A 23,113-nucleotide genomic window follows, 5' to 3' on the forward strand; every position below is an offset into this window, starting at 1 on the left:
TCGAAGTTGTGACCTGTGTCGAAAATAATCTAGCACAGTGTCATTTTTATACTTGGTGGCAAGAACACTTTGTACTCTAAAGATGAAAGTGCCACTTCAACGATAGGTAACTCTATGACTTTAACCGCAAACGCTTTAGTTCAAGATACGCAATCTCAACACACAGAATCGGAAACGGACAGTCGCATTCAAACCTTTAAGTACGCTCGGTTGCAACCAGGTTCTCATTTGGCTCGGTTAGATCGCTTACATCGGATGGCCGCAGCTAACTTATCTATGGAAGGTGATGTTACACCAGAAAAAGCCCTTCAAGCGGTTCAAGACCCTGTCTTCGATGATCACGATCACACGCATATCATCTCCATTGAACACCAAAGCGGTCGTTTGGCGGGCACGTTTTCATTCACGTTAGACGGTGTTGACGGTATGCCGGTAAGTCGACACTTTGAAGATGACATAGCGCAGTTGAGGCAGCAGCACAGATTGTTAAATGCGTGGCGTTTTTCGATGTCCCCTTTATTTCACAGCGCGTTACTTCGGAAACAATCGTTCGAGTACTTTTGGGCGCAGGCAGGGACTTTTAATGTCGATACGGTGGTACTTTACTTTAACGAACGGCTGTTGAATTTCTATAAAAGAAAGATGGTAGGTGAGGTCGTTGCATCTAAGACTATTTCTTTCGATGGTAAAGCACAATTACCTGTTTTGCTTTATGCCTGCCCGCTAGAAGAAAATTTAGCGAAGCAACCTATATACGACGGAGGAGTTTCAAATGAATTCTCAGTGGTCATGTGATACGGCATTTTCGCGTAACGCCGGTTTAATCAATGCATCGGAACAAAAGCAACTGCTCAATTGTTTAGTTGCAATTCCCGGCTGCGGCGGTATTGGCAGTACCGTCGCTGAAACGCTGGCACGATTAGGGGTGGGAAAGTTTCGATTATGCGATCCAGATACGTTTGATGTCGCCAATATTAATCGGCAATTAGGTGCGACTTCTCATAGTTTGAATCAAAATAAAGCCGAGGCGGTTCGTGATCGTATCTTGAGTATTAATCCGTCCGCTGTTGTCGAAATATTTCGTGAGCCTGTAAAAAGGGCAAACGCCGATAAATTTGTTTTTGGTTGCGACCTAGTATTGGATGGCATTGATTTTTATGCCATAGACGCTCGCCGCGCCCTGTTTGAAGCGGCACAATACGCGCAGCTACCAGCCATGACGGCCGCCCCATTAGGGTTTTCCGCCACTTTGCAGGTATATTTGCCGAATAAGGGGATGAGCTTTGATGAGTTCTTTAATTTTAAAAAAACCGATACCTATGCCGAGCAAATATTAAAATTCTTAGTTGGGCTAGCCCCGAAAGGGCTGCAGCGTTCTTATATGGATTTATCATTCGCAGACGGTGAACAGCAAACAGGTCCGAGCTCCATTCTGGGCACGCAACTTGCGGCGGCAATGATCGGTGGCGAATCCGTTCGGTTGTTGCTTCAGCGAGGTGGAACACTGCCGGCGCCCTGGTATCGCCAGTTTGATGCTTATAAGCAACAATGGGTGAAACGATATTTGTTTGGAGGCAACAAGCACCCCATGCAGCGGCTAAAATTGTTGGCAGGTAAGCAGCTAATGCAAAAAATTGGCCTGTGGGATCAACTAGTAAACGCGAAAGTTGGTTAGCCTCTTTGACAGCGGCTTTTATTTTCCTGCAAAATGTTAGCCGCAAGTGAATAACATTGAAAACAAAGCAGCATCTCTTTCAACGAGCGCTGCTTTTTTGTGGGTTTTATTAAAAGGAATGGTGATGAAAATATATGGAGATAGTCAATCGGGTAATTGCTATAAAGTGCAATTGGTTTGTGCGCTTCTTTCCGTTGACTATGAATGGGTGCCTGTTGATATTTTATCTGGCGATCAATCTAAACATGCGTTTTTAGCGAAAAATCCATTGGGCAAAATACCCGTGTTAGAGCTTGAAGATGGGCGTTGCATTTCAGAGTCTAACGCTATCGTCAATTACATAGCTCACGGTACAACGCTATTGCCTGGTGATGGTTTCGAGTTTGCAAAAACACAGCAGTGGCAGTTCTTTGAGCAATACAGTCACGAGCCGTATATCGCCGTAGCGCGCTTCATTAAGTTATATTTAGGTTTGCCCGATTCTAAGCGGGCTGAATTTGAAGACAAAAAAGACGGTGGCTATAAAGCCTTAAAAGTTATGGAACATCAGTTATCTCAAACCCCGTTTTTAACAGGTGTATACCCGACTACCGCCGATATTTCGTTGTTTGCCTACACCCACGTAGCGGATCAAGGCGGTTTTGATTTAGAAGCCTACCCGTCTATTTTGGCTTGGCTTGATCGAGTTAGAAAACTCCCCAATTTTATGCCAATGAAGGCAAGAGTCTGATGAATGGTATTAAGGGCGTTGCAATAAAGCCCATGGAAGACCCTTATTCATCACAAGTTTTTGATCTGACCAAAGCAGAGCTTTTCCCATTCGTTGACGAAGTTTTTGGCTGGGACGATGCTTTTCAGAAGCAACGCATGATGGATGACTATAAACCACATTGGTTTTATTGGCTGGAGTTTGAAAAAGAGGAAATAGGGTACCTTTGTTTTAAACGCTATGATCAGGCTATCCATATTCATTTACTTATTTTGAAACCACAATGGCAAAATAGAGGGTACGGGCGCAAAGTAATGGAGTTTATCCATTCTATGGCAAGGTTAGAGCAGCGAGATATTACGCTTTCTAGTTTTAAAATAAATACCAAAGCAGTGAGTCTTTATCGATCCCTAGGGTATCACTTGAGCGGTGAAGAAGAGCATTTTCTATTATTTCGAAAGTCATTTGAGGGTGTCGATGTCTAAGGTGCGTTTAACTGGCCATATAATGATACCGCCTCAATGCCTAGCAATAGTTTTAGAGCACTTATCGTTACATTTGGCACTTACCCGCGCAGAACCGGGGTGCTTAAAATTTATCGTTAATCAAGATGAAAACGAGCCTTGTAAGTTGTTGGTTGAGGAAGCGTTCATAGACAGCGCGGCCTTTGAAGCGCATCAAAGCCGTACGCAAAACTCAGCTTGGTATGAAATAACCAAAGACTTTGATCGTCATTACCGTATTATTAATGAAGATTAGTCTGTAAAAATATAGGATTCACATGAGATCAGATTTAAGAACTAAAATAGTTCAAGTTTGCGATGAGAAAATTGGCAAAAAGGGTGCGTCGGTTGGATTGTCCTTTTATGCGTTTTTTAAAAATAAAAATGATCAGCCCGAAGTTCTGATGGAAGCGGCTCGTTGGTGGATAGAAACGCATCAGCTCGATCATTTTGAAAAGGCTGTTAAAATTAAGCAGATGGTGCTCTCAGGACAATAGTAGAGCAAAAGCTTATAGTTAATAATAGATTAGGAGAGCGTTTATGTTATTGGCTGTTGTATTGGTGTTGAATACGCTTTTGTTTACGATCTATCTTTTTATTCGAATTCCGAAACTGAACTTGACGCAAGGCTTGTCTTTAGAAGATAAAATGGCTGCTATTGATCATTGGCTAACAAAAGTCCATAAGGTCGATAAATTTAATGGGTCTGTTTTATTAGCGCAACAAGGAGAGGTGCTGTTTAATAAACCGTTCGGTTATAGTGACGAATCTGAATCCACTTTATTAAACGAACGTTCGTCTTTTAATTTAGCGTCCGTTTCAAAGCAGTTCACGGCGATGGGCATCCTTATCCTGGAGCATCGAGGGGAGTTGTCGCTAGAAGATCCATTGGCAAACTATATTCCTGAGCTGTCATTTTATTCAGATATTACCATTCGACATCTGTTAAATCATACCTCAGGCTTACCCGATTATATGCGTGTCGTTAATTCGTTCTATAAAGGGGAAGATTTAATAACCACCGACAGAGTCTTAGCAGCTTTTCAAACCCTAAAGCCTAATCGTCAGTTTGAGCCGGGTGCAAAGTTTGCCTATAGCAATACCGGCTATGTAGTTTTGGCTGAGATAATTCATCGCGTTAGCGGTCAGTCATTTCCTGATTTTATGAGCGAGGCCGTTTTTCTGCCTCTCAATATGAGAGATAGTCAAATTTATAATCGTTTAAGTACGCAAGAGCCCGAATTTAGAGTGTTTGGTTATGGAAAAAAGCATGGATTGTTCGGGGGCGCTAAGCAGTCGAAAGACCTAAACGAAATGGACGGGGTGTATGGAGATGGCAGCGTATATTCAAGCGCATCAGATTTAGCATTGTGGGATAAAGCCTTGTATCAAGGCACACTTTTACCATTGGATAAAATTCAACAAGCTTTTGAACCAGCCAAACTGAACTCGGGCAAGCTTTCTAACTATGGTTTTGGCTGGGTCATTGACCCTAAAAGGCAGAGCGTAGAGCATGCCGGCGGTTGGCAGGGGTTTTCCTCGTATATCTACCGCGACTTAATCAATGAAAGTCTCATTGTCGTTTTAGATAACTCATCAAACGCGTTGCGCGTGCCGGCGTTCGGGTTCTTATTTAATTCAATTGCTAAAAACCTAAAAAAAGCGATGACTACCGTTTAGCCGGCAGTCTCATTTCGATACCACGATCCATCATGTGCTGTTTGGCTTCCTGAATCGAGTATTCCCCAAAGTGGAAAATGCTCGCCGCTAAAACGGCATCAGCATGGCCTTCAAGCACGCCCTGCGCTAAGTGATCTAAATTTCCAACGCCACCACTGGCAATGACTGGTATATCTACGGCATCAGCAACGGCGCGTGTTAAAGCCAAATCAAAACCACTTTTTACGCCGTCTTGATCCATGCTGGTCAGAAGTATCTCACCGGCTCCGTAGTCGGCCATTTTTTTGGCCCATTCGACCGCATTAATCCCAGTAGGGTTTCGCCCACCGTGGGTGAATATCTCCCAATGATCACCGACCTGTTTCGCATCGATGGCTACCACAATACACTGAGCGCCAAATCGCTGCGAGGCCTCTTTCACAAACTCAGGGTTATGTATTGCCGCACTGTTTATGCCGACTTTATCGGCCCCTGCATTGAGCATAGCGCGTATATCGTCAACTTTGCGGATGCCACCGCCTACTGTGAGTGGTATAAACACTTGGCCAGCAATGGCTTTAACGGTTTCAATCATAGTGTCGCGACCTTCATGCGTCGCGGTTATGTCGAGCATGGTAATTTCGTCCGCGCCTTGTTCATTGTAACGGCGCGCTACTTCGACTGGATCCCCAGCGTCACGGATATTTAAAAAATTGACGCCTTTAACGACACGGCCTTGGTCTACGTCTAAGCAGGGAATAATTCGTTTTGCCAGGGGCATTTATAAGGTTCCGTTCCATTGGGTGAAATTTTTCAACAGCTGCAAGCCTGCTTCAGCACTTTTTTCTGGGTGGAATTGGGTTGCAAACAGGTTGTCGCGATAAATCATGGCAGCGAAATCGGTGCCGTAATGGCATATACCCGCACTGTAATTCTCGTGCGGTTCTACGAAGTAGCTGTGAACAAAATAAAAGTGGCTATCCGATTCAATGCTGTTCCAAATAGGGTGATCTTTGGTCTTTGTAACATGATTCCAGCCCATGTGAGGGACCTTCATGGGTAAACCGTGTGAATCTATTAACCCTGAAGGAAAGCGATGAACATGGCCGTCAAATTGATTCAAACAGTCTATGCCTTGATTTTCATCACTGTGGGCCATTAGCGCTTGCATGCCTACGCAGATGCCTAAAAAAGGTTTGCCGCTGGCTAAGTTTTCAGCAACCACTTCATCAACTTGTTGTCGGCGGATCTCAGCCATGCAATCTCGTATAGCCCCAACGCCAGGTAAAACCACGTGATCGGCTTCTAAGATGCGTGCGCGGTCGTTGGTGATTTCTATTTGAAATTGCGGGGCAACAGCTTCTAGTGCTTTAGCGACTGAGTGTAAATTGCCCATGCCGTAATCAATAATGGTGAGAAGTTTTTGACTCACAAGCTGCCCTTTGTGGAAGGAATAACATTGCCCATGCGCACATCAACCGACAAAGCCATGCGAAGCGCGCGCCCAAATGCTTTAAAAATTGTCTCAGCCTGATGATGAGAGTTTTTACCTTTGAGGTTATCAATGTGCAATGTAACTAGGGCGTGATTCACGAAGCCTTGGAAAAATTCACCGAATAAATCAACATCGAAAGAACCGATACGTCCGCGTGTAAATTCACAGTTAAGGTCTAATCCTGGTCGACCAGAGAAATCGATTACAACGCGTGATAAAGCCTCATCAAGCGGTACATAGCTGTGTCCGTATCGAGTGAGCCCTTTTTTGTCACCCACGGCTTGAGCGATGGCCATTCCCAGTGTTATGCCAACATCTTCTGCACTGTGATGATCGTCGATGTGGGTGTCTCCATCGCACACAATATCTAAATCTATGAGTCCGTGGCGTGCGATTTGGTCAAGCATATGATCAAGGAAAGGCATGCCAGAATTAAGTTTAGCTTGGCCCGTACCGTCTAAATTCACGGATACTTTGATCTTAGTTTCATTGGTGTTGCGTTCAACCGTCGCTTGGCGACCCATAGTCATCTCTCTTTGATCATTGATTTAAATACTGTGGCAACGTATCTTGCCGTCGCTTTGAATAAAATCCATTATATAAGTATGCATCGAATCAAACCAGCCCGGAGTCCTCGTGCCAGTTACAATTTCCAAAATAAGCTCTATTGATCCAAAGACATTAGCCGCTTGTGAGCGTATTTTAGCGTCAATACCTGAATCATCTGCGCTCAACTCACTTTGGCAACAATACCTAAATAAGCCTGATCAATATACCTTATGGTTAGGGTGGTTTAATGAACGAGTCGTGGGCTTTTTATGGTTAGAAGACCAATGTATTCAGGGTTTTGCGGTGCATTTAGCAACACAAGGGCGAGGTGTTGGTTCGCGCATGGCTCAGCTCATCAATGAGCATTACCCCGCGGCAAAATGGCCAACTACATTGCAGCACTTTGAGCAAAAATAAAAAAGCACCTTCACTGAATAGTGAAAATATCGCATTACAGTAAAACAATAATAGAAATAGGTAAGTAGTAATATGCCGTCTTATACCGTAAATATCGATGCTGAATCTCATTCTCGAATCCGTTTATATGATTTCACCACAGGGCAACAAAATTTTTATCAATGGCTTGCAGGTCTATTGCCTTCGCTATCTGATAAGCGGGTGTTAGAGCTGGGGGCAGGAAACGGACACCTTTGGCATACGCTTTTGGCTCAGTGTCGGCATACCGAACTCTTATTGACCGATATAAACGAAGGCTACTTAAATCAAGCTAAGTTAGAGCTAAGCGAAAGCATTTCAAACGATTGCCAGTTGAGTTTCGGGACCCTGGATATCAATGCGTTAAATTTAGGGGGGCAGCGCTTCGATGTCGTGATTGCAAACCATAATTTGTTTTACGCGAAGGACATAGAGTTGGTTTTGTCGCAGATTGCTGAGCATATAAAGCCTGGAGGTATGTTGGTGTGCTCTACTGTTGGTTCTCAACACTTGCACGAATTGGTCGCACTATTACGCCAAATAGATCGCGAATTACCTTGGTCCTCGGAAAAATGGGCGGACGTCTTTGGTCTTGAAAATGGCTATCAACAATTAATAAAGAATTTTGACCGTGTCGATCAGTTTGAATACGACAACAAGCTGCATGTCACTTCAATAGAGCCAATATTGACTTACCTACATAAAACGATGAAGGGAGCATTGTCTCCTTGGGTGACACAGCATGAAGCAGAGTTGTCCCATTCGTTAGAAACGCTCCTGTCTCAGTCAGGAAAGATAAGGCTCACTCCCGCTTCGGGCTTCTTTATCGCTTACCGTTAACGCACAGTTTTGGTGCGTTAAAACTACTAATTGTACTATTTTGGTGCTTTAATTTCAGTATTAAGCGCTAAAGCTGTGCGAAATAGCCGATATACCCTAGTTTTATCCTTGGTGTGTTGGCTGGCCTACTTTTTGCGTTTCTCTTTAGCAATTAAAAAGTAGGGTGTGAACATTGTTAGCCCAAGAACAGTCATTCAAACGCATTATTGAACATCAATTTACAGCCGTTGCTGTTTTAGATGCTGACTTTAGAGTTGTGCATGTAAACCCGTCGGCTGAGTTGCTCATGGTGCGCTCAGCGAATCAGATCGTTGGTCAGTCATTTTTAGACTCATTTTTAGATTCAACAGAAGTGAGCGAAGTATTACAGGCGGCGGTGAAAGAAGGTGCTTCAGTTTCCGTCCGTTCTAGTACTTGGGCGTTGGTGCATCGAGAGTCGGTGACCTTAGATTTTATCGTCAGTCCGTTTTTAGAAGATCAAAAGCTCAGTGTCATTGTAGAGATGCTGCCGGCGGATCGGGCCATAAAAATTAGCCGAGATGAAGGCCTGATCGATCAAACGGAAACCAGTCGCCACCTTGTTCGAGGGTTGGCGCATGAAATTAAAAACCCCTTAGGTGGCATTCGAGGTGCGGCTCAGCTACTGGCTTTGGAGCTTAATAGCGCGGAGTTGAAAGAATATACTCAAGTGATTATTGAGGAGGCTGATCGGCTTAGAACGTTGGTTGACCGCCTGCTCGGTTCTAACCAGCTTCCGAAATTCACGTCCATGAATGTGCATCAAGCGCTAGAGCGAGTTTTTGCACTCATCAATGCTGAGGCGGGCGATAAAATTATCATTAAACGTGATTACGACCCCAGCATTCCTGATTTTATCGCTGATGAGGCGCAACTTATTCAAGTGTTCCTGAATATCTGTCGCAATGCTTGGCAATCATTGAGCGATGGTGAGCAATCTCATGGTGAAATCATTCTTCGTACCCGAACCGTTAGGCAGTTTACGATTCGTCAGCAACGTCACCGTTTAGTCGCTCGCGTCGATGTCATCGATAACGGCCCTGGAGTCGATAAAGACTTGTTAGAAAAAATATTTTATCCAATGATCTCGGGTCGTGCCTCTGGTACAGGATTAGGGCTTTCATTGGTTCAGCAATTAGTTCATCTACACGGTGGCTTAGTCGAGTGCGATAGCGACTCCGAACAAACTGTGTTTAGTGTATATTTACCTTTGGAGGGTGCGCATGACTGATCAACCGCTGGTTTGGGTGGTCGATGACGACCGCTCTATTCGTTGGGTGCTTGAACGAGCTATGGGCAAGCGAGGCTATGAATGCTCGGTATTTGAAAACGGTGAATCCTTGTTAGCAAGGCTTGAGAACCGTGCGCCAGATGTGATTATCAGCGATGTAAGAATGGAAGGAATGGATGGTTTAGAATTGTTAAATAAAATCCATGAAACGCATCCAGATTTGCCGGTGATCATCATGACCGCGCATTCCGATCTAGACAGTGCCGTGGCTTCTTTTCAGGGCGGAGCATTCGAGTACTTACCCAAGCCTTTCGATGTAGATGAAGCCACGGCACTCGTGGAAAGAGCGCTAGAGCACAGCGCGCAACAAGGACCAGCTGCGTTGTCGAATAGCCAAAGTGCTGCGATGGAAATCATTGGTGAAGCGCCAGCCATGCAAGAAGTGTTTCGAGCGATTGGGAGATTGGCGCAAAGTAACATTACTGTCTTGATTAACGGCGAATCTGGTACTGGTAAGGAGCTCGTCGCTCAAGCTCTGCATCGCCATAGTCCGCGAAAAGAAGAGCCTTTCATCGCTTTAAACATGGCGGCTATTCCCAAAGATTTGATGGAATCTGAGTTGTTTGGGCATGAAAAAGGTGCTTTTACCGGCGCGCAAAACCAGCGTAGAGGCCGCTTTGAACAGGCCGATGGTGGTACCTTGTTTTTAGATGAAATAGGCGACATGCCGGCAGAAACGCAAACTAGATTGTTGCGAGTACTTGCCGACAGTGAGTTTTATCGAGTAGGGGGTCATACACCCGTAAAAGTGAACGTTAGAATTATTGCAGCGACACATCAAGATTTAGAAAAGCTGGTGGAGCAAGGGCGTTTTCGCGAAGATTTGTTCCATCGCCTTAATGTTATCCGAATACACATTCCAAAGCTCAGCGATCGACGAGAAGATATTCCAAAGCTATTGAATTTTTTTCTCCATAAGGCCGCAAAAGAACTCGATGTGGAACCGAAAGTCTTACGCCCTGAAACCGAAGCATTTTTATCGAACCTGCCTTGGCCGGGTAATGTTCGTCAGTTAGAAAATACCTGTCGATGGATCACCGTAATGGCCTCAAGCCATGAGGTATTGTTGAATGACCTACCACCGGAATTGCGTGATGAATCTGCCGTTGTTGAAGTGGGTCAGGGCAGTTGGCAGCAAGCCTTGAGAAACTGGGCATCCAGTGAGTTGGCTAATGGCGAAAAGAGAATTTTAGACAGCGCCTTGCCCGCATTTGAGCAGGTGATGATTGAAGCGGCACTCAAGCAAACCGCAGGCCGTAAACGTGATGCGGCCGAGTTATTAGGGTGGGGGCGTAATACCTTGACTCGAAAAATAAAGGAGCTAGGGCTTGAGAGCAGTGATGAAGAATGAAAAGAATGAATTGCATCTAATTCACTGGTGATTATTGGCTATTCTACTTAGAATACGAAAGTACCATTCCATTCAATCCAGTGATACAAAACGGGGTATACATGTCCGATATCAAAAAAGTCGTCCTTGCTTATTCAGGCGGGCTAGACACGTCTGTGATCGCAAAATGGATCAGTGAAACATACAACTGTGAAGTAGTGACTTTTACAGCCGACTTAGGCCAAGGTGAAGAAGTAGAGCCTGCTCGTGCAAAAGCACAAGCGTTAGGCATTAAAGAAATTTTTATCGAAGACTTACGCGAAGAGTTTGTGCGCGATTATGTATACCCAATGTTTCGGGCAAACACCATTTATGAAGGTGAATATTTGCTGGGCACCTCTATTGCACGACCGTTAATTGCAAAACGCTTAATCGAAATTGCCAACGAAACCGGCGCTGATGCCATTGCTCATGGCGCAACGGGTAAAGGTAATGATCAAGTGCGTTTTGAACTGGGCGCTTATGCGTTGAAACCAGGTGTGAAAGTTGTAGCGCCTTGGCGCGAGTGGGAGCTAACCTCTCGAGAAACTTTAATGGCCTACTGTGAAGAGCATGATATTCCGGTAGATTTCAACAAAGCCGGTAAGAAATCGCCTTATTCCATGGACGCTAATCTGCTACACATTTCTTACGAGAGTGGCATTCTAGAAGACCCTTGGGTTGAAGCAGAAGAAGATATGTGGCGTTGGTCTGTTAGCCCAGAGGCCGCACCAGATACACCTACCTATATCGAATTAACCTATGAAAAAGGTGATATTGTTGCAATTGATGGCAAAGCAATGTCACCCGCTGAAGTGCTGACTTACTTGAACAAAGTGGGCGGTGACAATGGCATTGGTCGAATAGATATCGTTGAAAACCGATACGTCGGTATGAAGGCGCGTGGATGCTATGAAACGCCGGGCGGCACCATCATGTTACGTGCTCACCGTGCGATAGAGTCCATTACCTTAGATCGTGAAGTCGCGCATTTAAAAGACAGTCTCATGCCGAAATACGCCGAGTTAATTTACAATGGTTACTGGTGGAGCCCGGAACGTAAAATGATGCAAGAGATGATCGACTCTTCTCAAGAGCATGTAAATGGAGACGTTCGCCTTAAACTTTACAAAGGGAATGTTATCGTTGTGGGTCGCCGCTCAAATGACACATTGTTTGACGAAAATATTGCCACGATGGAAGACGATGCTGGCGCCTATGATCAACAAGATGCCGAAGGCTTCATTAAGCTGAACGCACTGCGATTAAAAATAGCCGCCTCAAAAGGACGCAGCCCTCTTTAAATCAGTCTATACTCCTCTTATTGTGCGAAATACGGTGCAATAAGGGGAAGTATGCGTAGCTTTATCCGACACCCAACAGACATTCCTATCAACTGTGTGTTGCAAGATCACTATTACTGTATACGTAATGCATTGCTAGATGTCAGTGCTGGTGGCCTCAGTTTTAGTACCGATTATTACCTTCCGCCGGGCGAGCTGATTCAAGTAAATATATACGTTCAAGAGCCTAGCTTTGAAGCTACCTGTAAGGTCATGTGGTGTAAAAAGGTGGACCATTACTATCATGTCGGCGTTAAGTTTGAAAACGAAGCAGAGGCTTTCGGCTTTCGAATGGTTGAGCAGGTCTGCCACATAGAGCATTACAAACGATATGTGTTGAACCGAGAAGGGCGCAATTTAGATGGTCAGCAAGCCGCCGAAGAATGGATTGACAAATATGCTGGCGACTTCCCCAGGTAAAAGAATTGAAACTATCTCAACTTTTGCATGTCTTGATCTCTACAAGTTAAAAAACGAGACCAATCATGAAACGCTTATCCAATTTTTTATCTCTAATATGTGTCATATTGATCGGCACTTCGGTGGCTTATTCTGATACCTTCAGAAATAAAAATGATCAGAACGTAGCTATTAATGGTTTCGACACCGTTGCCTATTTTTCAAACTCACGAGCTGTAATGGGTCAATCTGATTACCAAGTGCAACATGCTGGTGCAATTTGGTACTTTTCATCACAAAAAAATAAAAATATTTTTGAACAAAATCCACCCAAATACACCCCTCAATTTGCCGGCCATTGCGCCAATGGGCTCAGTGATGGGCACTTAGTTTTGGCTGATCCAAGCCTTTTCAGGGTGATCGATGGAAAGCTATATTTATTCTTTTCAAAGTGGGGGCGGGCACAATGGGCGATGAGGCAATCGTCACAGATTGCGCTGGCTGAGCAGAACTGGACCGAATTTAAAACATCGTTTTAAAAAGAGGTCGATTAGCCGCGAATTTAGACTTGGCCTAGGTTGTGCATATTGAGGTCTAGGCGCTCAGTTTTGCTTAGTATGTTGATCATTTATTTCCTGAATGGCGGCTGAACCTTAATGGTTGACTCGCTCCGCACCTTTATGTAACTTTTCACACAGAACAGTTGCACTAGGGCGAATTCATTAAAAGGTTCGACTTTACATGGAAGCGTGCTAGGCTGGCTGGGCAAACAAACCGATGCCACATTACCCATGTTGGCTGAAGGAAGTTAATAATAAAAAAATGCAGGAGATTCTTATGTTTAAGAAGGCAGTCCTTACCACCCTTGGCGTTGCAATTTCATCAACTATGATGATGTCTACCGCTCAAGCCGGTGAAGTTCTAGATGGAGTTAAAGAAAAAGGTTTTTTACAGTGTGGTGTGAGCCAAGGTCTACCAGGCTTCTCTAACTCTGACGAAAATGGTAACTGGACAGGTCTAGACGTTGATTTTTGTCGTGCTGTAGCAGCCGCAATTTTTGGCGATGCATCTAAAGTTAAATACACTCCATTATCAGCTAAAGAGCGTTTCACCGCACTTCAGTCTGGTGAAATCGATATGCTATCTCGTAACACTACTTGGACTCAGACTCGTGATACCTCTTTAGGTATTAACTTTGCTGGCGTAACTTACTACGACGGTCAAGGCTTCATGGTTCGTAAAGATCTAGGTGTTACCAGTGCATTGGAATTAGATGGTGCATCTGTATGTACTAACCAAGGTACTACGACAGAATTGAACTTAGCAGACTATTTCCGTGCAAACGGCATGAGCTTTGAGCCAGTTGTATTTGAAAAAGCAGACGAAGTTGTAGCAGCTTACGACAATGGTCGTTGTGATGTATACACCACGGATGCTTCGGGTCTTGCGGCTCAACGTACTAAGCTAGCAGAGCCAGCGGCTCACATGGTATTACCTGAGATTATCTCTAAAGAGCCATTAGGCCCTGCAGTTGCTCACGGTGACGACCAAATGTTAGATATCGTTGCTTGGTCTATCAATGCAACAGTAGAAGCTGAAGAGATGGGTCTAAACTCATCTAACATTGGCAAAGTAAAAGGTGACGCTTCTGCATCACCAGGTGTTAAGCGCTTCATTGGTGCAGACGGTTCTTTAGGTGCAAACCTAGGTCTGGATGCAGAGTGGGCCTACAACATTGTTAGCCAAGTAGGTAACTACGGTGAAATTTGGGATCGTAACGTTAAACCACTTGAATTACCACGCGGTCTAAACACCTTGTGGAAAGACGGTGGCATCATGTACGCGCCACCAGTACGCTAAGTTTTATAGCGTAACTAAGTTAAACGCTGAGAGTATTGCTCTCAGCGTTTATTGTTTTAAAGAGGCTTATTGTAGTTTTGTCTCGTTCTAATGAAACCCAAAATAAAAAGTTATTAAGACTCGGTTTTGTTAGTTAGGTATTCGCTTAGTTTTAGCGAGTCATAATTATAAAAAGTAATTTGATGTATCACCTTTCACTGAGGGAGACTGATTTGTGACTGATCAAATCAAATCGGACGCTCCGGCAAAACCACCTTTTTGGCGCGATCCTGAAAAACGTGCGCTGATTTTCCAAGGTGTGTTTTTAGCCTTAGTCTTGTATGTTATTTATATCCTTGTTCGAAACACTCTAACTAACCTTGATGCTCGAGGTATTTCAACCGGCTTTGACTTTTTAGGCACCACAACGGGCTTTAAAATTTCAGAGACGCTAATTGAGTATACTCAGAGTGCCACTTATTTAGACGTATTCTTTGTTGGCTTACTAAACACTATTCTGGTGTCTGTCGTTGGTATTTTCTTTGCGACAATGCTTGGTTTTACTATGGGTGTTGCCCGGTTATCAAATAACTGGCTAATTGCACGTTTGGCGGCAATTTATGTAGACACGCTTAGAAACATTCCACTCTTATTGCAGCTGTTTTTCTGGTATTTTGCTGTATTGAGACCTCTTCCGAATCCTAAGCAGGCCTTAGAGTTTGGAGAAAGTTTATTCTTATCTAATCGTGGACTATTTGCCCCGAAACCCATTTTTGAAGATGGCTTTGGGCTCGTAGTTGCCGCTGTTGTTATCGCAATTATTTCGGTATTTGCGATACGTCGGTGGGCTCGAATTCGCCAAGAGAAAACCGGCGAACAATTCCCTGTGTTATATACGGCCCTCGGGTTGCTTATCGGCTTACCATTGGTGGCTTTCCTTGTAACTGGGTTACCACTTTCTTGGGATGTCCCAGCTCTAAAAGGCTTTAACTTTCAAGGCGGAATGGTACTGACACCTGAGTTTGCGGCACTTGTGTTTGCGTTATCAGTTTATACGTCATCATTTATTGCTGAAATTGTTCGTGCCGGTATTTTATCTGTCGACAATGGACAAACCGAAGCCGCTTATTCGCTCGGCATTAAGCCAAGCTGGACAACGAAACTGATTATTGTTCCTCAGGCATTGCGAGTGATTATTCCACCTTTAACGTCACAGTACTTAAACTTAACGAAGAACTCATCGTTAGCGGCCGCTATTGCATACCCAGATTTAGTCGCGGTATTTGCAGGTACAGCGCTTAACCAAGTGGGTCAGGCCGTTGAGATTATGGGCATGACATTAGCGGTTTATTTATTCTTGAGCTTGTTTATTTCTATGCTTATGAACTGGTATAACGCGCGCAACGCGTTAATTGAGCGGTAAGGGGCCATATTATGACAACTCAAAAATATCCTGTTGGCCAACATCCTAACTTACCACCTCCGAGCAGTTCGGTAGGTGTTGTGCATTGGATGCGTGAGAATTTATTCAGTAACTGGATAAATACCTTATTTACGTTTTTTGCACTGTACATCATCTTTAAGTTTTTACCGCCCTTGATAGATTGGGTCATTATTTCAGCTGATTGGTCTGGCGATAGCCGAGACTCATGCTCTAAAGAAGGTGCTTGCTGGGTCTTTATTCGAGTATGGTTCGATCAGTTAATGTATGGCCGATTCCCAGATGATCAGGTATGGCGAATTAACTTTTCCTATATATTAGGCATCGCTGCGGCTATTCCTTTGTTCATCAATGCCGTTTCACGCACCATAAAGTTAGCTTTAATTGGCTTCTTGTTGGTCATTTATCCAATCATTTGTTTCTACCTTTATTATGGTGGTGGCTTTGGTTTGGAAATCGTTGAAACATCGGTATGGGGTGGTTTGTTCTTAACCTTAGTGATTGCTGTAACGGGTATTGTCATGTCGCTTCCAATCGGGATATTACTTGCCCTGGGTCGCCGATCTAATATGCCGGTTGTAAAATCATTCTGTGTCGTCTTCATCGAATTTTGGCGTGGTATCCCGCTGATTACCGTTCTGTTTATGGCATCGGTAATGTTTCCATTATTCGTACCAGAAGACATCAGCCCAGATAAGCTCTTAAGAGTCTTGGTGGGAGTCACCTTGTTTTCTTCAGCCTACATGGCCGAAGTGGTGCGCGGGGGCTTACAAGCTATGCCTAAAGGGCAGTATGAAGCGGCAGCGGCGTTAGGGTTAAACTACACCAAGAGCACCATGCTGATTATTCTTCCTCAAGCATTGAAGATGGTAATTCCTGGTATTGTGAATACATTTATTGGCCTGTTTAAAGACACCACGCTGGTATTGATTATTGGTTTATTTGACTTGCTTGGTATGGCTCAAATGGCAGCAACGAACCCTAATTGGTTAGGGTTTACAATTGAAGGCTATGTCTTCGCTGCATTTGGTTTCTTTATATTTTGTTTCAGCATGAGTCGTTACTCTCAACGTTTAGAGCGCATGTTGGATACTGGACACAGCAATTAAGGATTTAGGTCATGACAGAAGCAAATTCTCGTGAACTATCTGATGAGATCGTCATCAAGATTGATAAAATGCACAAATGGTACGGTGACTTTCATGTTTTGAAAGACATCAATTTAAACGTTAAGAAAGGTGAGCGCATCGTAGTGTGTGGTCCTTCTGGTTCTGGTAAGTCAACGATGATTCGTTGTATTAACCGTCTAGAGGAGCACCAGCAAGGCAGCATCATCGTAAACGGTACTGAGTTAACCAGCGATGTTAAGCATATTGAAGAAGTTCGTCGCGAAGTCGGTATGTGCTTTCAGCACTTTAACTTATTTCCGCACTTAACCATCCTAGAAAACTTAACTTTAGCGCCTATGTGGGTACGTAAAATACCTAAAGCGGAAGCCGAAGCGACCGCCATGCATTATTTAGAGCGTGTTAAGATTCCAGATCAGGCGAATAAATATCCAGGTCAACTTTCTGGTGGCCAGCAGCAACGTGTAGCGATTGCGCGTTCACTGTGCATGAAGCCAGAAGTGATGTTATTTGACGAACCTACGTCTGCGCTTGACCCTGAAATGATTGCCGAAGTACTCGATGTAATGGTGACATTAGCAGAAGAAGGCATGACGATGATTTGTGTAACCCACGAAATGGGTTTCGCAAAGAAAGTAGCTGACCGCGTTATCTTTATGGATGCAGGGCAAATTATCGAAGAAAACAACCCTGAAGATTTCTTCGAACGGCCAGAGAATGATCGTACTAAGCTATTCTTAAGCCAAATTTTAGGGCACTAAGTTACTCAAAGTGCTGTAAAATCAAATTGAAAGCCACGGTTGCGTGGCTTTTTTCGTTATAGATTAAAATAAATCGACTCTTGAGGAATTGTTATGAAAGCTGTCGGATACCAAGCTTCCTTGCCTATAAATGAAGATCAGGCGCTGTTGGATATTGAATTGCCAGTACCTGTCGCAAGTGGACAAGATATTCTGGTTCGTGTTGAGGCCGTGTCGGTTAACCCTGTAGATACTAAAATTCGTATGCGCGCGGCTGCAGAAGCGGGCCAATATAATGTGCTGGGGTTTGATGCGGCCGGTGTGGTTGAAGCCGTAGGGCCGGATGTTCGATTATTTAAGCCAGGCGACAAAGTTTGGTATGCCGGTGCGATGAATCGCCCTGGGTCCAATGCTCAATTTCAATTAGTCGATGAACGCCTTGTAGCCGAAAAGCCACTATCGTTAAGTTTTGAGCAAGCTGCGGCGCTGCCATTAACGGCAATCACGGCCTGGGAGTTATTATTTGATCGTTTTGGTCTCAGCAAAGACAGTACAGGAACCCTATTGATTTTAGGCGCGTCTGGTGGGGTCGGTTCTATAATGATTCAGTTGGCAAAAGCCTTGACCGAACTCACCGTTATTGCTTCAGCGTCACGGCAAGAAACGCAAGAGTGGGTTAAAGAGCTTGGTGCTGACTTCGTCGTTAATCACAGTCAAAACTTACAATCACAATTAGAAGCTCTGGAAATAGGACCCATTAATTACATTGCAAGCCTAAATGGAACGGGGCAGCATCTGGCAACTATTGCAGAAGTTATCGCACCACAAGGTAAGTTTGGCCTAATTGATGACGCGGATGTGCTCGATGTTATGCCGTTTAAGCGTAAGAGTGTGTCGATACATTGGGAGTTTATGTTTACTCGATCATTGTTCCAAACAAGCGACATGATTCAGCAGCATAAAATACTGAGGCGAGTATCCAGCTTAGTCGATTCGAAAAATATAAAGAGTACAGCAAACGAGAGTCTCGGATTGATTAATGCTGCCAACTTAAAAGCCGCTCATGCGTTGCTGGAAAGTAATAAGGCTAAAGGAAAAATTGTTCTAGCCGGGTTCGAAGAATAGTGTTTTTAGTCGGCATGAGCTTATTTTCAAGCTCATGCCCAATGGATGGCTTACATTAAGTTGCTAACACCGCCGGCATTAGTAACATTTGAAAAGCCTGCTCGCTCGAGCAACGTTTTAGCCACACCAGCCCTACCGCCAGAAAGACAATAAACGGTAATGCTTTCTGTTTTCTCTAAATTCATCCCATTGCTGAGTTGAATGGCAAGTTGATCTACAGGCACATTAATCGCACCTTGGGCATGACCTTGTTGATACTCTGCAGGTGATCGAACGTCGATTAGATGTTGCATTGGAGTATTTCCTGTTATGTAAATTAGATTTTTCTAATATTATATTGTTCTAATGTAAGGTCAATGGTTTTTTAAAGCCCCTATTCTTAAGCCTTTGCCGTTTAAAAGACCGCACGACTAGGGTATTCTTACGACTCTTAAGTCTGAGCCATTCGCTTGGTCATTCATTCGTTAACGATGTGAGTTTTTAAATCCATGGAAGCTAGTTACTCCCCCGCCTCAATTGAGCGCAAAATCCAGAAAGTCTGGGATGAAAAGCAGGTCTTTAAGGCCGTTGTCGACAGCAACAAAGAAAAATTTTATTGCCTGTCTATGCTGCCATACCCCAGCGGTGCGCTGCACATGGGGCATGTTCGTAACTACACCATTGGCGATGTCATCAGTCGTTTTCAACGCATGCAAGGCAAAAATGTAATACAACCCATAGGTTGGGATGCGTTCGGAATGCCAGCTGAAAATGCAGCGATACAAAATAATGTTGCGCCAGCTAAATGGACGTTTGAAAACATTGACTACATGCGAGACCAGTTAAAAACCTTGGGCTTTGCTTACGATTGGAGTCGTGAAGTCACGACCTGTAAACCGGAATATTATAAGTGGGAGCAATGGTTTTTTACTCGGTTAATTGAAAAAGATCTCGCTTACAAAAAGTCTTCCTTTGTAAACTGGTGTCCTCACGATCAAACCGTTTTAGCGAATGAACAGGTTCATGATGGCTGTTGTTGGCGTTGCGATACGCCGGTAGAGCGTAAAGAGATGGACCAATGGTTTGTGCGTACCACCGCCTATGCCGAAGAATTGCTTTCTGAGTTAGATAATTTAACAGGCTGGCCAGAAGAAGTTGTCGCGATGCAACGAAACTGGATCGGTAAATCGAAAGGCGTAAACCTGAGCTTTACCATAAAAGACAGCGATGAATCGTTGGAAGTTTATACGACACGCCCCGATACGCTTTATGGTGTTACTTATGTGGCCGTTGCCGCTGGGCATCCTATTGCAGCGAAAGCCGCTGAACAAAACCCAGAGTTAGCCGCATTTATTGAAGAATGTAAAACCTCTACTACCTCCGAGGCTGATATGGCCACCATGGAGAAAAAGGGCTGTGCCACTGGCGTCATGGCGATTCATCCATTAACGGGTGAAGAAGTACCCGTTTGGGCCGCTAATTTTGTATTAATGGATTACGGTACAGGCGCAGTAATGTCTGTTCCAGGTCACGATCAACGAGATTATGAATTCGCAAACAAATACGGCTTAAGTATTAAGCAAGTTGTAGAGCCAGCGCAAAGCTCGGAAGTAACCTGTGATTTGTCTGAAGCCGCTTTCACTGAGAAAGGCGTCTTAATTAATTCAGGTGAGTTCAATGGCCTTGAATTTGATGCCGCATTTGAGGCGATTTCAAGCGCATTGGCCAATGCCGGTAAAGGCTCTGTTACAACGAATTATCGTTTGCGAGATTGGGGCGTAAGTCGACAACGTTATTGGGGCACGCCAGTGCCGGTTGTGTATGTTGATGGCGAAGCCAAACCTGCTGAAGACTTCCCGATTGAACTTCCATATGATGTAGTGTTTGATGGCTCGAATTCACCCATCAAGAATAACCCTGAGTTCGAGCAAACCACATGGCGCGGCCAACCAGCGATACGAGAAACCGATACATTTGATACCTTCATGGAGTCAAGTTGGTATTTTGCGCGTTACTGCACGCCTCATTACGACGAAGGCATGCTTGAGCCGAAAGAAGCTAACTACTGGCTACCGGTAGATCAATACATTGGCGGCATTGAGCATGCGACGATGCACCTTATGTACGCTCGCTTTTTCCATAAAGCATTACGTGATGAAGGCTTAGTCGAATCCAATGAGCCGTTCACCAACTTGCTTTGTCAAGGCATGGTTTTAGCGGAAACATGGTACAAAATGGAAGGCTCAACTCGTGTTTGGGTTTCACCTGATGACGTCGAGCCAACCAAAGATGATCAAGGTAAGGTAATTGGTGGTGTTCAAAAGTCGACAGGTGAAGCAGTGACCTTCGGTGGCATCGCTAAAATGTCTAAGTCTAAAATGAATGGGAAAGACCCCCAGGCTGCTATTGATGAATACGGTGCCGATACCGTTCGATTGTTCTCAATGTTTGCCGCGCCTCCAGAGCAAACCTTGGAATGGACGGAATCGGGCGTGCAAGGTTCGAAGAAGTTTTTAGAGCGCTTATGGCGTGCGGTTCATCAGTTTGTAGAACAAGGCGATCATGCTGAGCTAAACGTAGCTACTTTAAACGAAGCCGAAAAAACATTACGACGTAAAACCCATGAAACCATAGAAGGCGTCACCGCCGACTTTGGTGAGCGCAAAACCTTTAATACAGCCATCGCTAAAGTGATGGAATTGATCAATGCGGTAAATCGTTTCGATGGACAATCTCCAGTGATCGGAGAGGCATTAGAAACAGCGGTGTTAGTTTTATCGCCCATTGCGCCTCATATTTGCCAAGAGCTATGGCAGCAGCTAGGTCATGATGATCTCGTTATTGATGCCCAATGGCCAGTGGTCGATTCTTCGGCATTGGTGAAAGATACTTTGTTGTATGTTGTTCAGGTAAATGGAAAGGTGCGTGCGAAGCTCGAAGTGAGCGCAAGCACTGGGAAGGATGAACTCGAAGCTATGGCTTTAGCCGATGAGCGTGTACAGTCGTTTACCGATGGAAAAACGATTCGCAAAGTAATTGTTGTACCAAAGAAGTTGGTAAGTATCGTTGCAAACTAAGTTTCTAAAGTCATCTTTGGTTATCAGTGGGTTGATCGTTATGCTATCAGCCTGCGGATACCAGCTGAGACAACAAGCGGTATTAGATGTTGGTCTTAAGGCCATTGTTTGGCAGGCAGAAATTGACGCCGATCGTTTTTACCCGGTGTTAAAACGAGCTCTAGCAAACTATCAAGCAGAGTTGTCGAATAAACCAGCGGATGTACTGTTAACCTTGCATGCATTGGATGTGGCAGACAGTGTGTTGGGTAAAGTGCGCAGTTTGCGTGCAACCGCAATATGGAGCGTCACCAATGCGTGGGGTGAGACGATTGTGTACAGGCATATCAGCACAGCAGTTGCAAGCGAGTCAAACGTAGAGTCGGACAGCGCTTTGAATCTGTTGCAAATTCAATTATTTGAAAATCTCGCCGACAGTTTTGTTGTTCAACTCAGTCGAATAACGCCTGATCAGCTTGAGCTATCGCCGGAGTCTCCGAAATGAAATTATCGGTGGCTCAATTATCGACTCAACTCAATCAATCCGCATTGCCACCGGTGATATGGCTAAGTGGAGATGAACCTCTGTTAGTGATAGAAGCCAGTGATTTAGTGCGAGCATCGGCTAAGCAAGCTGGCATTACCGAACGTAAAGTGATTGAAGTAGACGCCAAATTTGACGGCGCTGAACTGATTGCTTCGAACCAATCTATGTCTCTGTTCGGTGATAGAGAGCTGATTGAATTGCGTTTAACCAGTAAATTCAACGACAAAGGTCGTAAGGCGTTGATGGAGTACATCGAGACGGCGAACCCCGATAATTGTTTATTGATTATTTCTGACCGTATCGAAGCGGCGCAATCGAAAGCGAAATGGTTTAACAAGTTGGTCGAAGCCGGTTGGTGGGTACCCATTTGGCCTATTGAGCATCATCAATTGGGCGGCTGGTTAAAACAGCGCTTTGCGCAAATGAATTTAACGGCCGATCAAGACGCCATCGCATTGATGGTTGAGCGAATTGATGGGAATCTATTGGCGGCGAAGCAAGAAATAGAAAAGCTAGCGTTGCTAACAGACAACCAGAATATTACCGCAGAAACAGTCTTGGCCAGCGTGTCAGACAGCTCTCGTTATACGGTTTTTGACTTAGCCAGTGCCATGTTGTCAGGTGATTTAACTCGATCACTCAAAATCTTATCGGGGTTGCGAGGCGAAGGTGTCGAGCCTCCAATTGTACTGTGGCTGTTAACGCGTGAATTGCGACTGGTTATTGAACTTGCTGAAGCCGGGCCACAGGGCTTAGCCTCTGCATTTAAGCGTCTGCGCGTGTTTGATAAACGGCAAAATGATTATAGGCAGGCTTTGAATCGCGCTAGTCTTGTTCACTATCAACAATGTTTGCTGGCCTGCTCTGAGATAGATGCCATGATAAAAGGCCAGATCAAGGCTGACCCGTGGGATAAGCTCAGTGAGCTCACCGTTGCAGTCAGCGCGCCGCAAATAGCCGCTTACAGTCTCTAA

General features: G+C 44.5%; 30 protein-coding genes. 25 read left to right on the top strand and 5 right to left on the bottom strand.

Annotation, left to right across the window (positions count from 1 at the left end):
* Positions 1 to 69: 69 nt before the first annotated feature.
* The 7 genes from QWZ13_RS06490 to QWZ13_RS06520 are packed head-to-tail and all read left to right on the top strand — an operon-like array spanning position 70 to position 4,567.
* Positions 70 to 795, top strand: coding sequence for an N-acyl amino acid synthase FeeM domain-containing protein (locus QWZ13_RS06490; protein WP_290281041.1), 726 nt, complete (start codon positions 70 to 72; stop codon positions 793 to 795).
* The gene (locus QWZ13_RS06495) at positions 773 to 1,675 is read left to right on the top strand and encodes a ThiF family adenylyltransferase (RefSeq protein ID WP_290281042.1); all 903 of its coding nucleotides are present in this window, start codon (positions 773 to 775) and stop codon (positions 1,673 to 1,675) included. The genes QWZ13_RS06490 and QWZ13_RS06495 overlap by 23 nt, the downstream gene beginning before the upstream one ends.
* Positions 1,676 to 1,721: 46 nt before the next feature.
* Positions 1,722 to 2,405 carry a glutathione S-transferase family protein gene (locus QWZ13_RS06500; RefSeq protein ID WP_290281043.1) on the top strand — a complete coding sequence of 228 codons (684 nt, stop codon included), beginning with the start codon at positions 1,722 to 1,724 and terminating at the stop codon, positions 2,403 to 2,405.
* A complete protein-coding gene (locus QWZ13_RS06505; RefSeq protein ID WP_290281044.1) occupies positions 2,405 to 2,869 on the top strand; it encodes a GNAT family N-acetyltransferase in 465 nt (154 codons plus the stop codon). The genes QWZ13_RS06500 and QWZ13_RS06505 overlap by 1 nt, the downstream gene beginning before the upstream one ends.
* On the top strand, positions 2,862 to 3,143 hold the full coding sequence (locus QWZ13_RS06510; RefSeq protein WP_290281045.1) for a putative quinol monooxygenase: 282 nt from the start codon (positions 2,862 to 2,864) through the stop codon (positions 3,141 to 3,143). The genes QWZ13_RS06505 and QWZ13_RS06510 overlap by 8 nt, the downstream gene beginning before the upstream one ends.
* Positions 3,144 to 3,165: 22 nt before the next feature.
* Positions 3,166 to 3,384 carry a DUF6500 family protein gene (locus QWZ13_RS06515; protein WP_290281046.1) on the top strand — a complete coding sequence of 73 codons (219 nt, stop codon included), beginning with the start codon at positions 3,166 to 3,168 and terminating at the stop codon, positions 3,382 to 3,384.
* 43 nt (positions 3,385 to 3,427) lie between these two features.
* Positions 3,428 to 4,567: a serine hydrolase domain-containing protein gene (locus QWZ13_RS06520; protein WP_290281047.1), complete on the top strand. Its 1,140-nt coding sequence runs from the start codon at positions 3,428 to 3,430 to the stop codon at positions 4,565 to 4,567.
* Here QWZ13_RS06520 and hisF read toward each other — a convergent pair.
* From hisF to hisB, 3 genes are read right to left on the bottom strand one after another with little or no spacing between them, the layout of a single operon-like run.
* Positions 4,557 to 5,327: an imidazole glycerol phosphate synthase subunit HisF gene (gene hisF, locus QWZ13_RS06525; RefSeq protein WP_290281048.1), complete on the bottom strand. Its 771-nt coding sequence runs from the start codon at positions 5,325 to 5,327 to the stop codon at positions 4,557 to 4,559. The two genes, QWZ13_RS06520 and hisF, sit on opposite strands and share 11 nt — an antisense overlap.
* A complete protein-coding gene (gene hisH / locus QWZ13_RS06530) occupies positions 5,328 to 5,978 on the bottom strand; it encodes an imidazole glycerol phosphate synthase subunit HisH (protein ID WP_290281049.1) in 651 nt (216 codons plus the stop codon).
* The gene (hisB, locus tag QWZ13_RS06535) at positions 5,975 to 6,565 is read right to left on the bottom strand and encodes an imidazoleglycerol-phosphate dehydratase HisB (RefSeq protein WP_290281050.1); all 591 of its coding nucleotides are present in this window, start codon (positions 6,563 to 6,565) and stop codon (positions 5,975 to 5,977) included. Before hisB ends, hisH begins: the two co-directional genes overlap by 4 nt.
* Positions 6,566 to 6,677: 112 nt before the next feature.
* Here hisB and QWZ13_RS06540 point away from each other — a divergent pair, with 112 nt between their 5' ends.
* The 9 genes from QWZ13_RS06540 (at position 6,678) to QWZ13_RS06580 (ending at position 12,824) form a co-directional block, all read left to right on the top strand.
* Positions 6,678 to 7,007: a GNAT family N-acetyltransferase gene (locus tag QWZ13_RS06540; RefSeq protein ID WP_290281051.1), complete on the top strand. Its 330-nt coding sequence runs from the start codon at positions 6,678 to 6,680 to the stop codon at positions 7,005 to 7,007.
* 72 nt (positions 7,008 to 7,079) lie between these two features.
* Positions 7,080 to 7,865 (top strand): class I SAM-dependent methyltransferase, encoded by a 786-nt coding sequence (locus tag QWZ13_RS06545; protein WP_290281052.1) that lies wholly within the window; start codon positions 7,080 to 7,082, stop codon positions 7,863 to 7,865.
* 30 nt (positions 7,866 to 7,895) lie between these two features.
* Positions 7,896 to 8,027: a hypothetical protein gene (locus QWZ13_RS06550; RefSeq protein WP_290281053.1), complete on the top strand. Its 132-nt coding sequence runs from the start codon at positions 7,896 to 7,898 to the stop codon at positions 8,025 to 8,027.
* Positions 8,028 to 8,037: 10 nt separating this feature from the next.
* On the top strand, positions 8,038 to 9,114 hold the full coding sequence (gene glnL, locus QWZ13_RS06555; protein ID WP_290281054.1) for a nitrogen regulation protein NR(II): 1,077 nt from the start codon (positions 8,038 to 8,040) through the stop codon (positions 9,112 to 9,114).
* A complete protein-coding gene (ntrC, locus tag QWZ13_RS06560) occupies positions 9,107 to 10,525 on the top strand; it encodes a nitrogen regulation protein NR(I) (protein WP_290281055.1) in 1,419 nt (472 codons plus the stop codon). The genes glnL and ntrC overlap by 8 nt, the downstream gene beginning before the upstream one ends.
* A gap of 101 nt (positions 10,526 to 10,626) precedes the next feature.
* The gene (locus QWZ13_RS06565; RefSeq protein ID WP_216001236.1) at positions 10,627 to 11,847 is read left to right on the top strand and encodes an argininosuccinate synthase; all 1,221 of its coding nucleotides are present in this window, start codon (positions 10,627 to 10,629) and stop codon (positions 11,845 to 11,847) included.
* Positions 11,848 to 11,898: 51 nt separating this feature from the next.
* On the top strand, positions 11,899 to 12,306 hold the full coding sequence (locus QWZ13_RS06570) for a PilZ domain-containing protein (RefSeq protein WP_290281056.1): 408 nt from the start codon (positions 11,899 to 11,901) through the stop codon (positions 12,304 to 12,306).
* A complete protein-coding gene (locus QWZ13_RS06575) occupies positions 12,284 to 12,442 on the top strand; it encodes a hypothetical protein (RefSeq protein WP_290281057.1) in 159 nt (52 codons plus the stop codon). Before QWZ13_RS06570 ends, QWZ13_RS06575 begins: the two co-directional genes overlap by 23 nt.
* On the top strand, positions 12,414 to 12,824 hold the full coding sequence (locus QWZ13_RS06580; RefSeq protein WP_290281058.1) for a YHS domain-containing (seleno)protein: 411 nt from the start codon (positions 12,414 to 12,416) through the stop codon (positions 12,822 to 12,824). The genes QWZ13_RS06575 and QWZ13_RS06580 overlap by 29 nt, the downstream gene beginning before the upstream one ends.
* A gap of 89 nt (positions 12,825 to 12,913) precedes the next feature.
* Here the strand turns inward: QWZ13_RS06580 and QWZ13_RS06585 are convergent, their stop codons facing one another.
* On the bottom strand, positions 12,914 to 13,069 hold the full coding sequence (locus tag QWZ13_RS06585) for a hypothetical protein (protein ID WP_290281059.1): 156 nt from the start codon (positions 13,067 to 13,069) through the stop codon (positions 12,914 to 12,916).
* Between the two features lie 53 nt (positions 13,070 to 13,122).
* On the opposite strand from QWZ13_RS06585, the gene QWZ13_RS06590 reads away from it, so the two are divergent.
* The 6 genes from QWZ13_RS06590 (at position 13,123) to QWZ13_RS06615 (ending at position 18,557) form a co-directional block, all read left to right on the top strand.
* Positions 13,123 to 14,145, top strand: a complete 1,023-nt coding sequence (locus QWZ13_RS06590; RefSeq protein WP_216001233.1) for an amino acid ABC transporter substrate-binding protein — start codon at positions 13,123 to 13,125, stop codon at positions 14,143 to 14,145.
* A complete protein-coding gene (locus QWZ13_RS06595; protein ID WP_290281060.1) occupies positions 14,114 to 14,236 on the top strand; it encodes a hypothetical protein in 123 nt (40 codons plus the stop codon). The genes QWZ13_RS06590 and QWZ13_RS06595 overlap by 32 nt, the downstream gene beginning before the upstream one ends.
* Before the next feature lie 123 nt (positions 14,237 to 14,359).
* Positions 14,360 to 15,547 (top strand): amino acid ABC transporter permease, encoded by a 1,188-nt coding sequence (locus tag QWZ13_RS06600; protein WP_290281061.1) that lies wholly within the window; start codon positions 14,360 to 14,362, stop codon positions 15,545 to 15,547.
* A gap of 11 nt (positions 15,548 to 15,558) precedes the next feature.
* A complete protein-coding gene (locus QWZ13_RS06605; RefSeq protein WP_290281062.1) occupies positions 15,559 to 16,674 on the top strand; it encodes an amino acid ABC transporter permease in 1,116 nt (371 codons plus the stop codon).
* Positions 16,675 to 16,685: 11 nt separating this feature from the next.
* Positions 16,686 to 17,453, top strand: coding sequence for an amino acid ABC transporter ATP-binding protein (locus QWZ13_RS06610; protein WP_216001230.1), 768 nt, complete (start codon positions 16,686 to 16,688; stop codon positions 17,451 to 17,453).
* Positions 17,454 to 17,546: 93 nt separating this feature from the next.
* Positions 17,547 to 18,557 (top strand): zinc-binding alcohol dehydrogenase family protein, encoded by a 1,011-nt coding sequence (locus tag QWZ13_RS06615; RefSeq protein WP_290281063.1) that lies wholly within the window; start codon positions 17,547 to 17,549, stop codon positions 18,555 to 18,557.
* Positions 18,558 to 18,607: 50 nt separating this feature from the next.
* Here the strand turns inward: QWZ13_RS06615 and QWZ13_RS06620 are convergent, their stop codons facing one another.
* Entirely contained in the window at positions 18,608 to 18,850 is a 243-nt protein-coding gene (locus QWZ13_RS06620; RefSeq protein ID WP_290281064.1) for a rhodanese-like domain-containing protein, read from the bottom strand.
* A gap of 195 nt (positions 18,851 to 19,045) precedes the next feature.
* On the opposite strand from QWZ13_RS06620, the gene leuS reads away from it, so the two are divergent.
* The 3 genes from leuS (at position 19,046) to holA (ending at position 23,113) form a co-directional block, all read left to right on the top strand.
* Positions 19,046 to 21,613, top strand: a complete 2,568-nt coding sequence (leuS, locus tag QWZ13_RS06625; protein ID WP_290281065.1) for a leucine--tRNA ligase — start codon at positions 19,046 to 19,048, stop codon at positions 21,611 to 21,613.
* The gene (locus QWZ13_RS06630; RefSeq protein WP_290281066.1) at positions 21,603 to 22,097 is read left to right on the top strand and encodes an LPS-assembly lipoprotein LptE; all 495 of its coding nucleotides are present in this window, start codon (positions 21,603 to 21,605) and stop codon (positions 22,095 to 22,097) included. The genes leuS and QWZ13_RS06630 overlap by 11 nt, the downstream gene beginning before the upstream one ends.
* Before the next feature lie 107 nt (positions 22,098 to 22,204).
* A complete protein-coding gene (gene holA, locus QWZ13_RS06635; protein ID WP_353959009.1) occupies positions 22,205 to 23,113 on the top strand; it encodes a DNA polymerase III subunit delta in 909 nt (302 codons plus the stop codon).

The sequence above is a fragment of the Reinekea marina genome, assembly GCF_030409715.1.
In the GTDB taxonomy this organism is placed as follows: domain Bacteria; phylum Pseudomonadota; class Gammaproteobacteria; order Pseudomonadales; family Natronospirillaceae; genus Reinekea; species Reinekea marina.

Excerpts from the sequence above, each read along its gene's own strand:
- QWZ13_RS06495 (WP_290281042.1), top strand. The coding sequence starts at position 773 with ATGAATTCTCAGTGGTCATGTGATACGGCATTTTCGCGTAACGCCGGT.
- QWZ13_RS06505 (WP_290281044.1), top strand. The coding sequence starts at position 2,405 with ATGAATGGTATTAAGGGCGTTGCAATAAAGCCCATGGAAGACCCTTAT.
- QWZ13_RS06510 (WP_290281045.1), top strand. The coding sequence starts at position 2,862 with ATGTCTAAGGTGCGTTTAACTGGCCATATAATGATACCGCCTCAATGC.
- QWZ13_RS06515 (WP_290281046.1), top strand. The coding sequence starts at position 3,166 with ATGAGATCAGATTTAAGAACTAAAATAGTTCAAGTTTGCGATGAGAAA.
- QWZ13_RS06520 (WP_290281047.1), top strand. The coding sequence starts at position 3,428 with ATGTTATTGGCTGTTGTATTGGTGTTGAATACGCTTTTGTTTACGATC.
- hisF (WP_290281048.1), bottom strand. The coding sequence starts at position 5,327 with ATGCCCCTGGCAAAACGAATTATTCCCTGCTTAGACGTAGACCAAGGC.
- hisB (WP_290281050.1), bottom strand. The coding sequence starts at position 6,565 with ATGGGTCGCCAAGCGACGGTTGAACGCAACACCAATGAAACTAAGATC.
- QWZ13_RS06545 (WP_290281052.1), top strand. The coding sequence starts at position 7,080 with ATGCCGTCTTATACCGTAAATATCGATGCTGAATCTCATTCTCGAATC.
- ntrC (WP_290281055.1), top strand. The coding sequence starts at position 9,107 with ATGACTGATCAACCGCTGGTTTGGGTGGTCGATGACGACCGCTCTATT.
- QWZ13_RS06565 (WP_216001236.1), top strand. The coding sequence starts at position 10,627 with ATGTCCGATATCAAAAAAGTCGTCCTTGCTTATTCAGGCGGGCTAGAC.
- QWZ13_RS06570 (WP_290281056.1), top strand. The coding sequence starts at position 11,899 with ATGCGTAGCTTTATCCGACACCCAACAGACATTCCTATCAACTGTGTG.
- QWZ13_RS06575 (WP_290281057.1), top strand. The coding sequence starts at position 12,284 with ATGCTGGCGACTTCCCCAGGTAAAAGAATTGAAACTATCTCAACTTTT.
- QWZ13_RS06590 (WP_216001233.1), top strand. The coding sequence starts at position 13,123 with ATGTTTAAGAAGGCAGTCCTTACCACCCTTGGCGTTGCAATTTCATCA.
- QWZ13_RS06605 (WP_290281062.1), top strand. The coding sequence starts at position 15,559 with ATGACAACTCAAAAATATCCTGTTGGCCAACATCCTAACTTACCACCT.
- QWZ13_RS06610 (WP_216001230.1), top strand. The coding sequence starts at position 16,686 with ATGACAGAAGCAAATTCTCGTGAACTATCTGATGAGATCGTCATCAAG.
- QWZ13_RS06615 (WP_290281063.1), top strand. The coding sequence starts at position 17,547 with ATGAAAGCTGTCGGATACCAAGCTTCCTTGCCTATAAATGAAGATCAG.
- QWZ13_RS06620 (WP_290281064.1), bottom strand. The coding sequence starts at position 18,850 with ATGCAACATCTAATCGACGTTCGATCACCTGCAGAGTATCAACAAGGT.
- leuS (WP_290281065.1), top strand. The coding sequence starts at position 19,046 with ATGGAAGCTAGTTACTCCCCCGCCTCAATTGAGCGCAAAATCCAGAAA.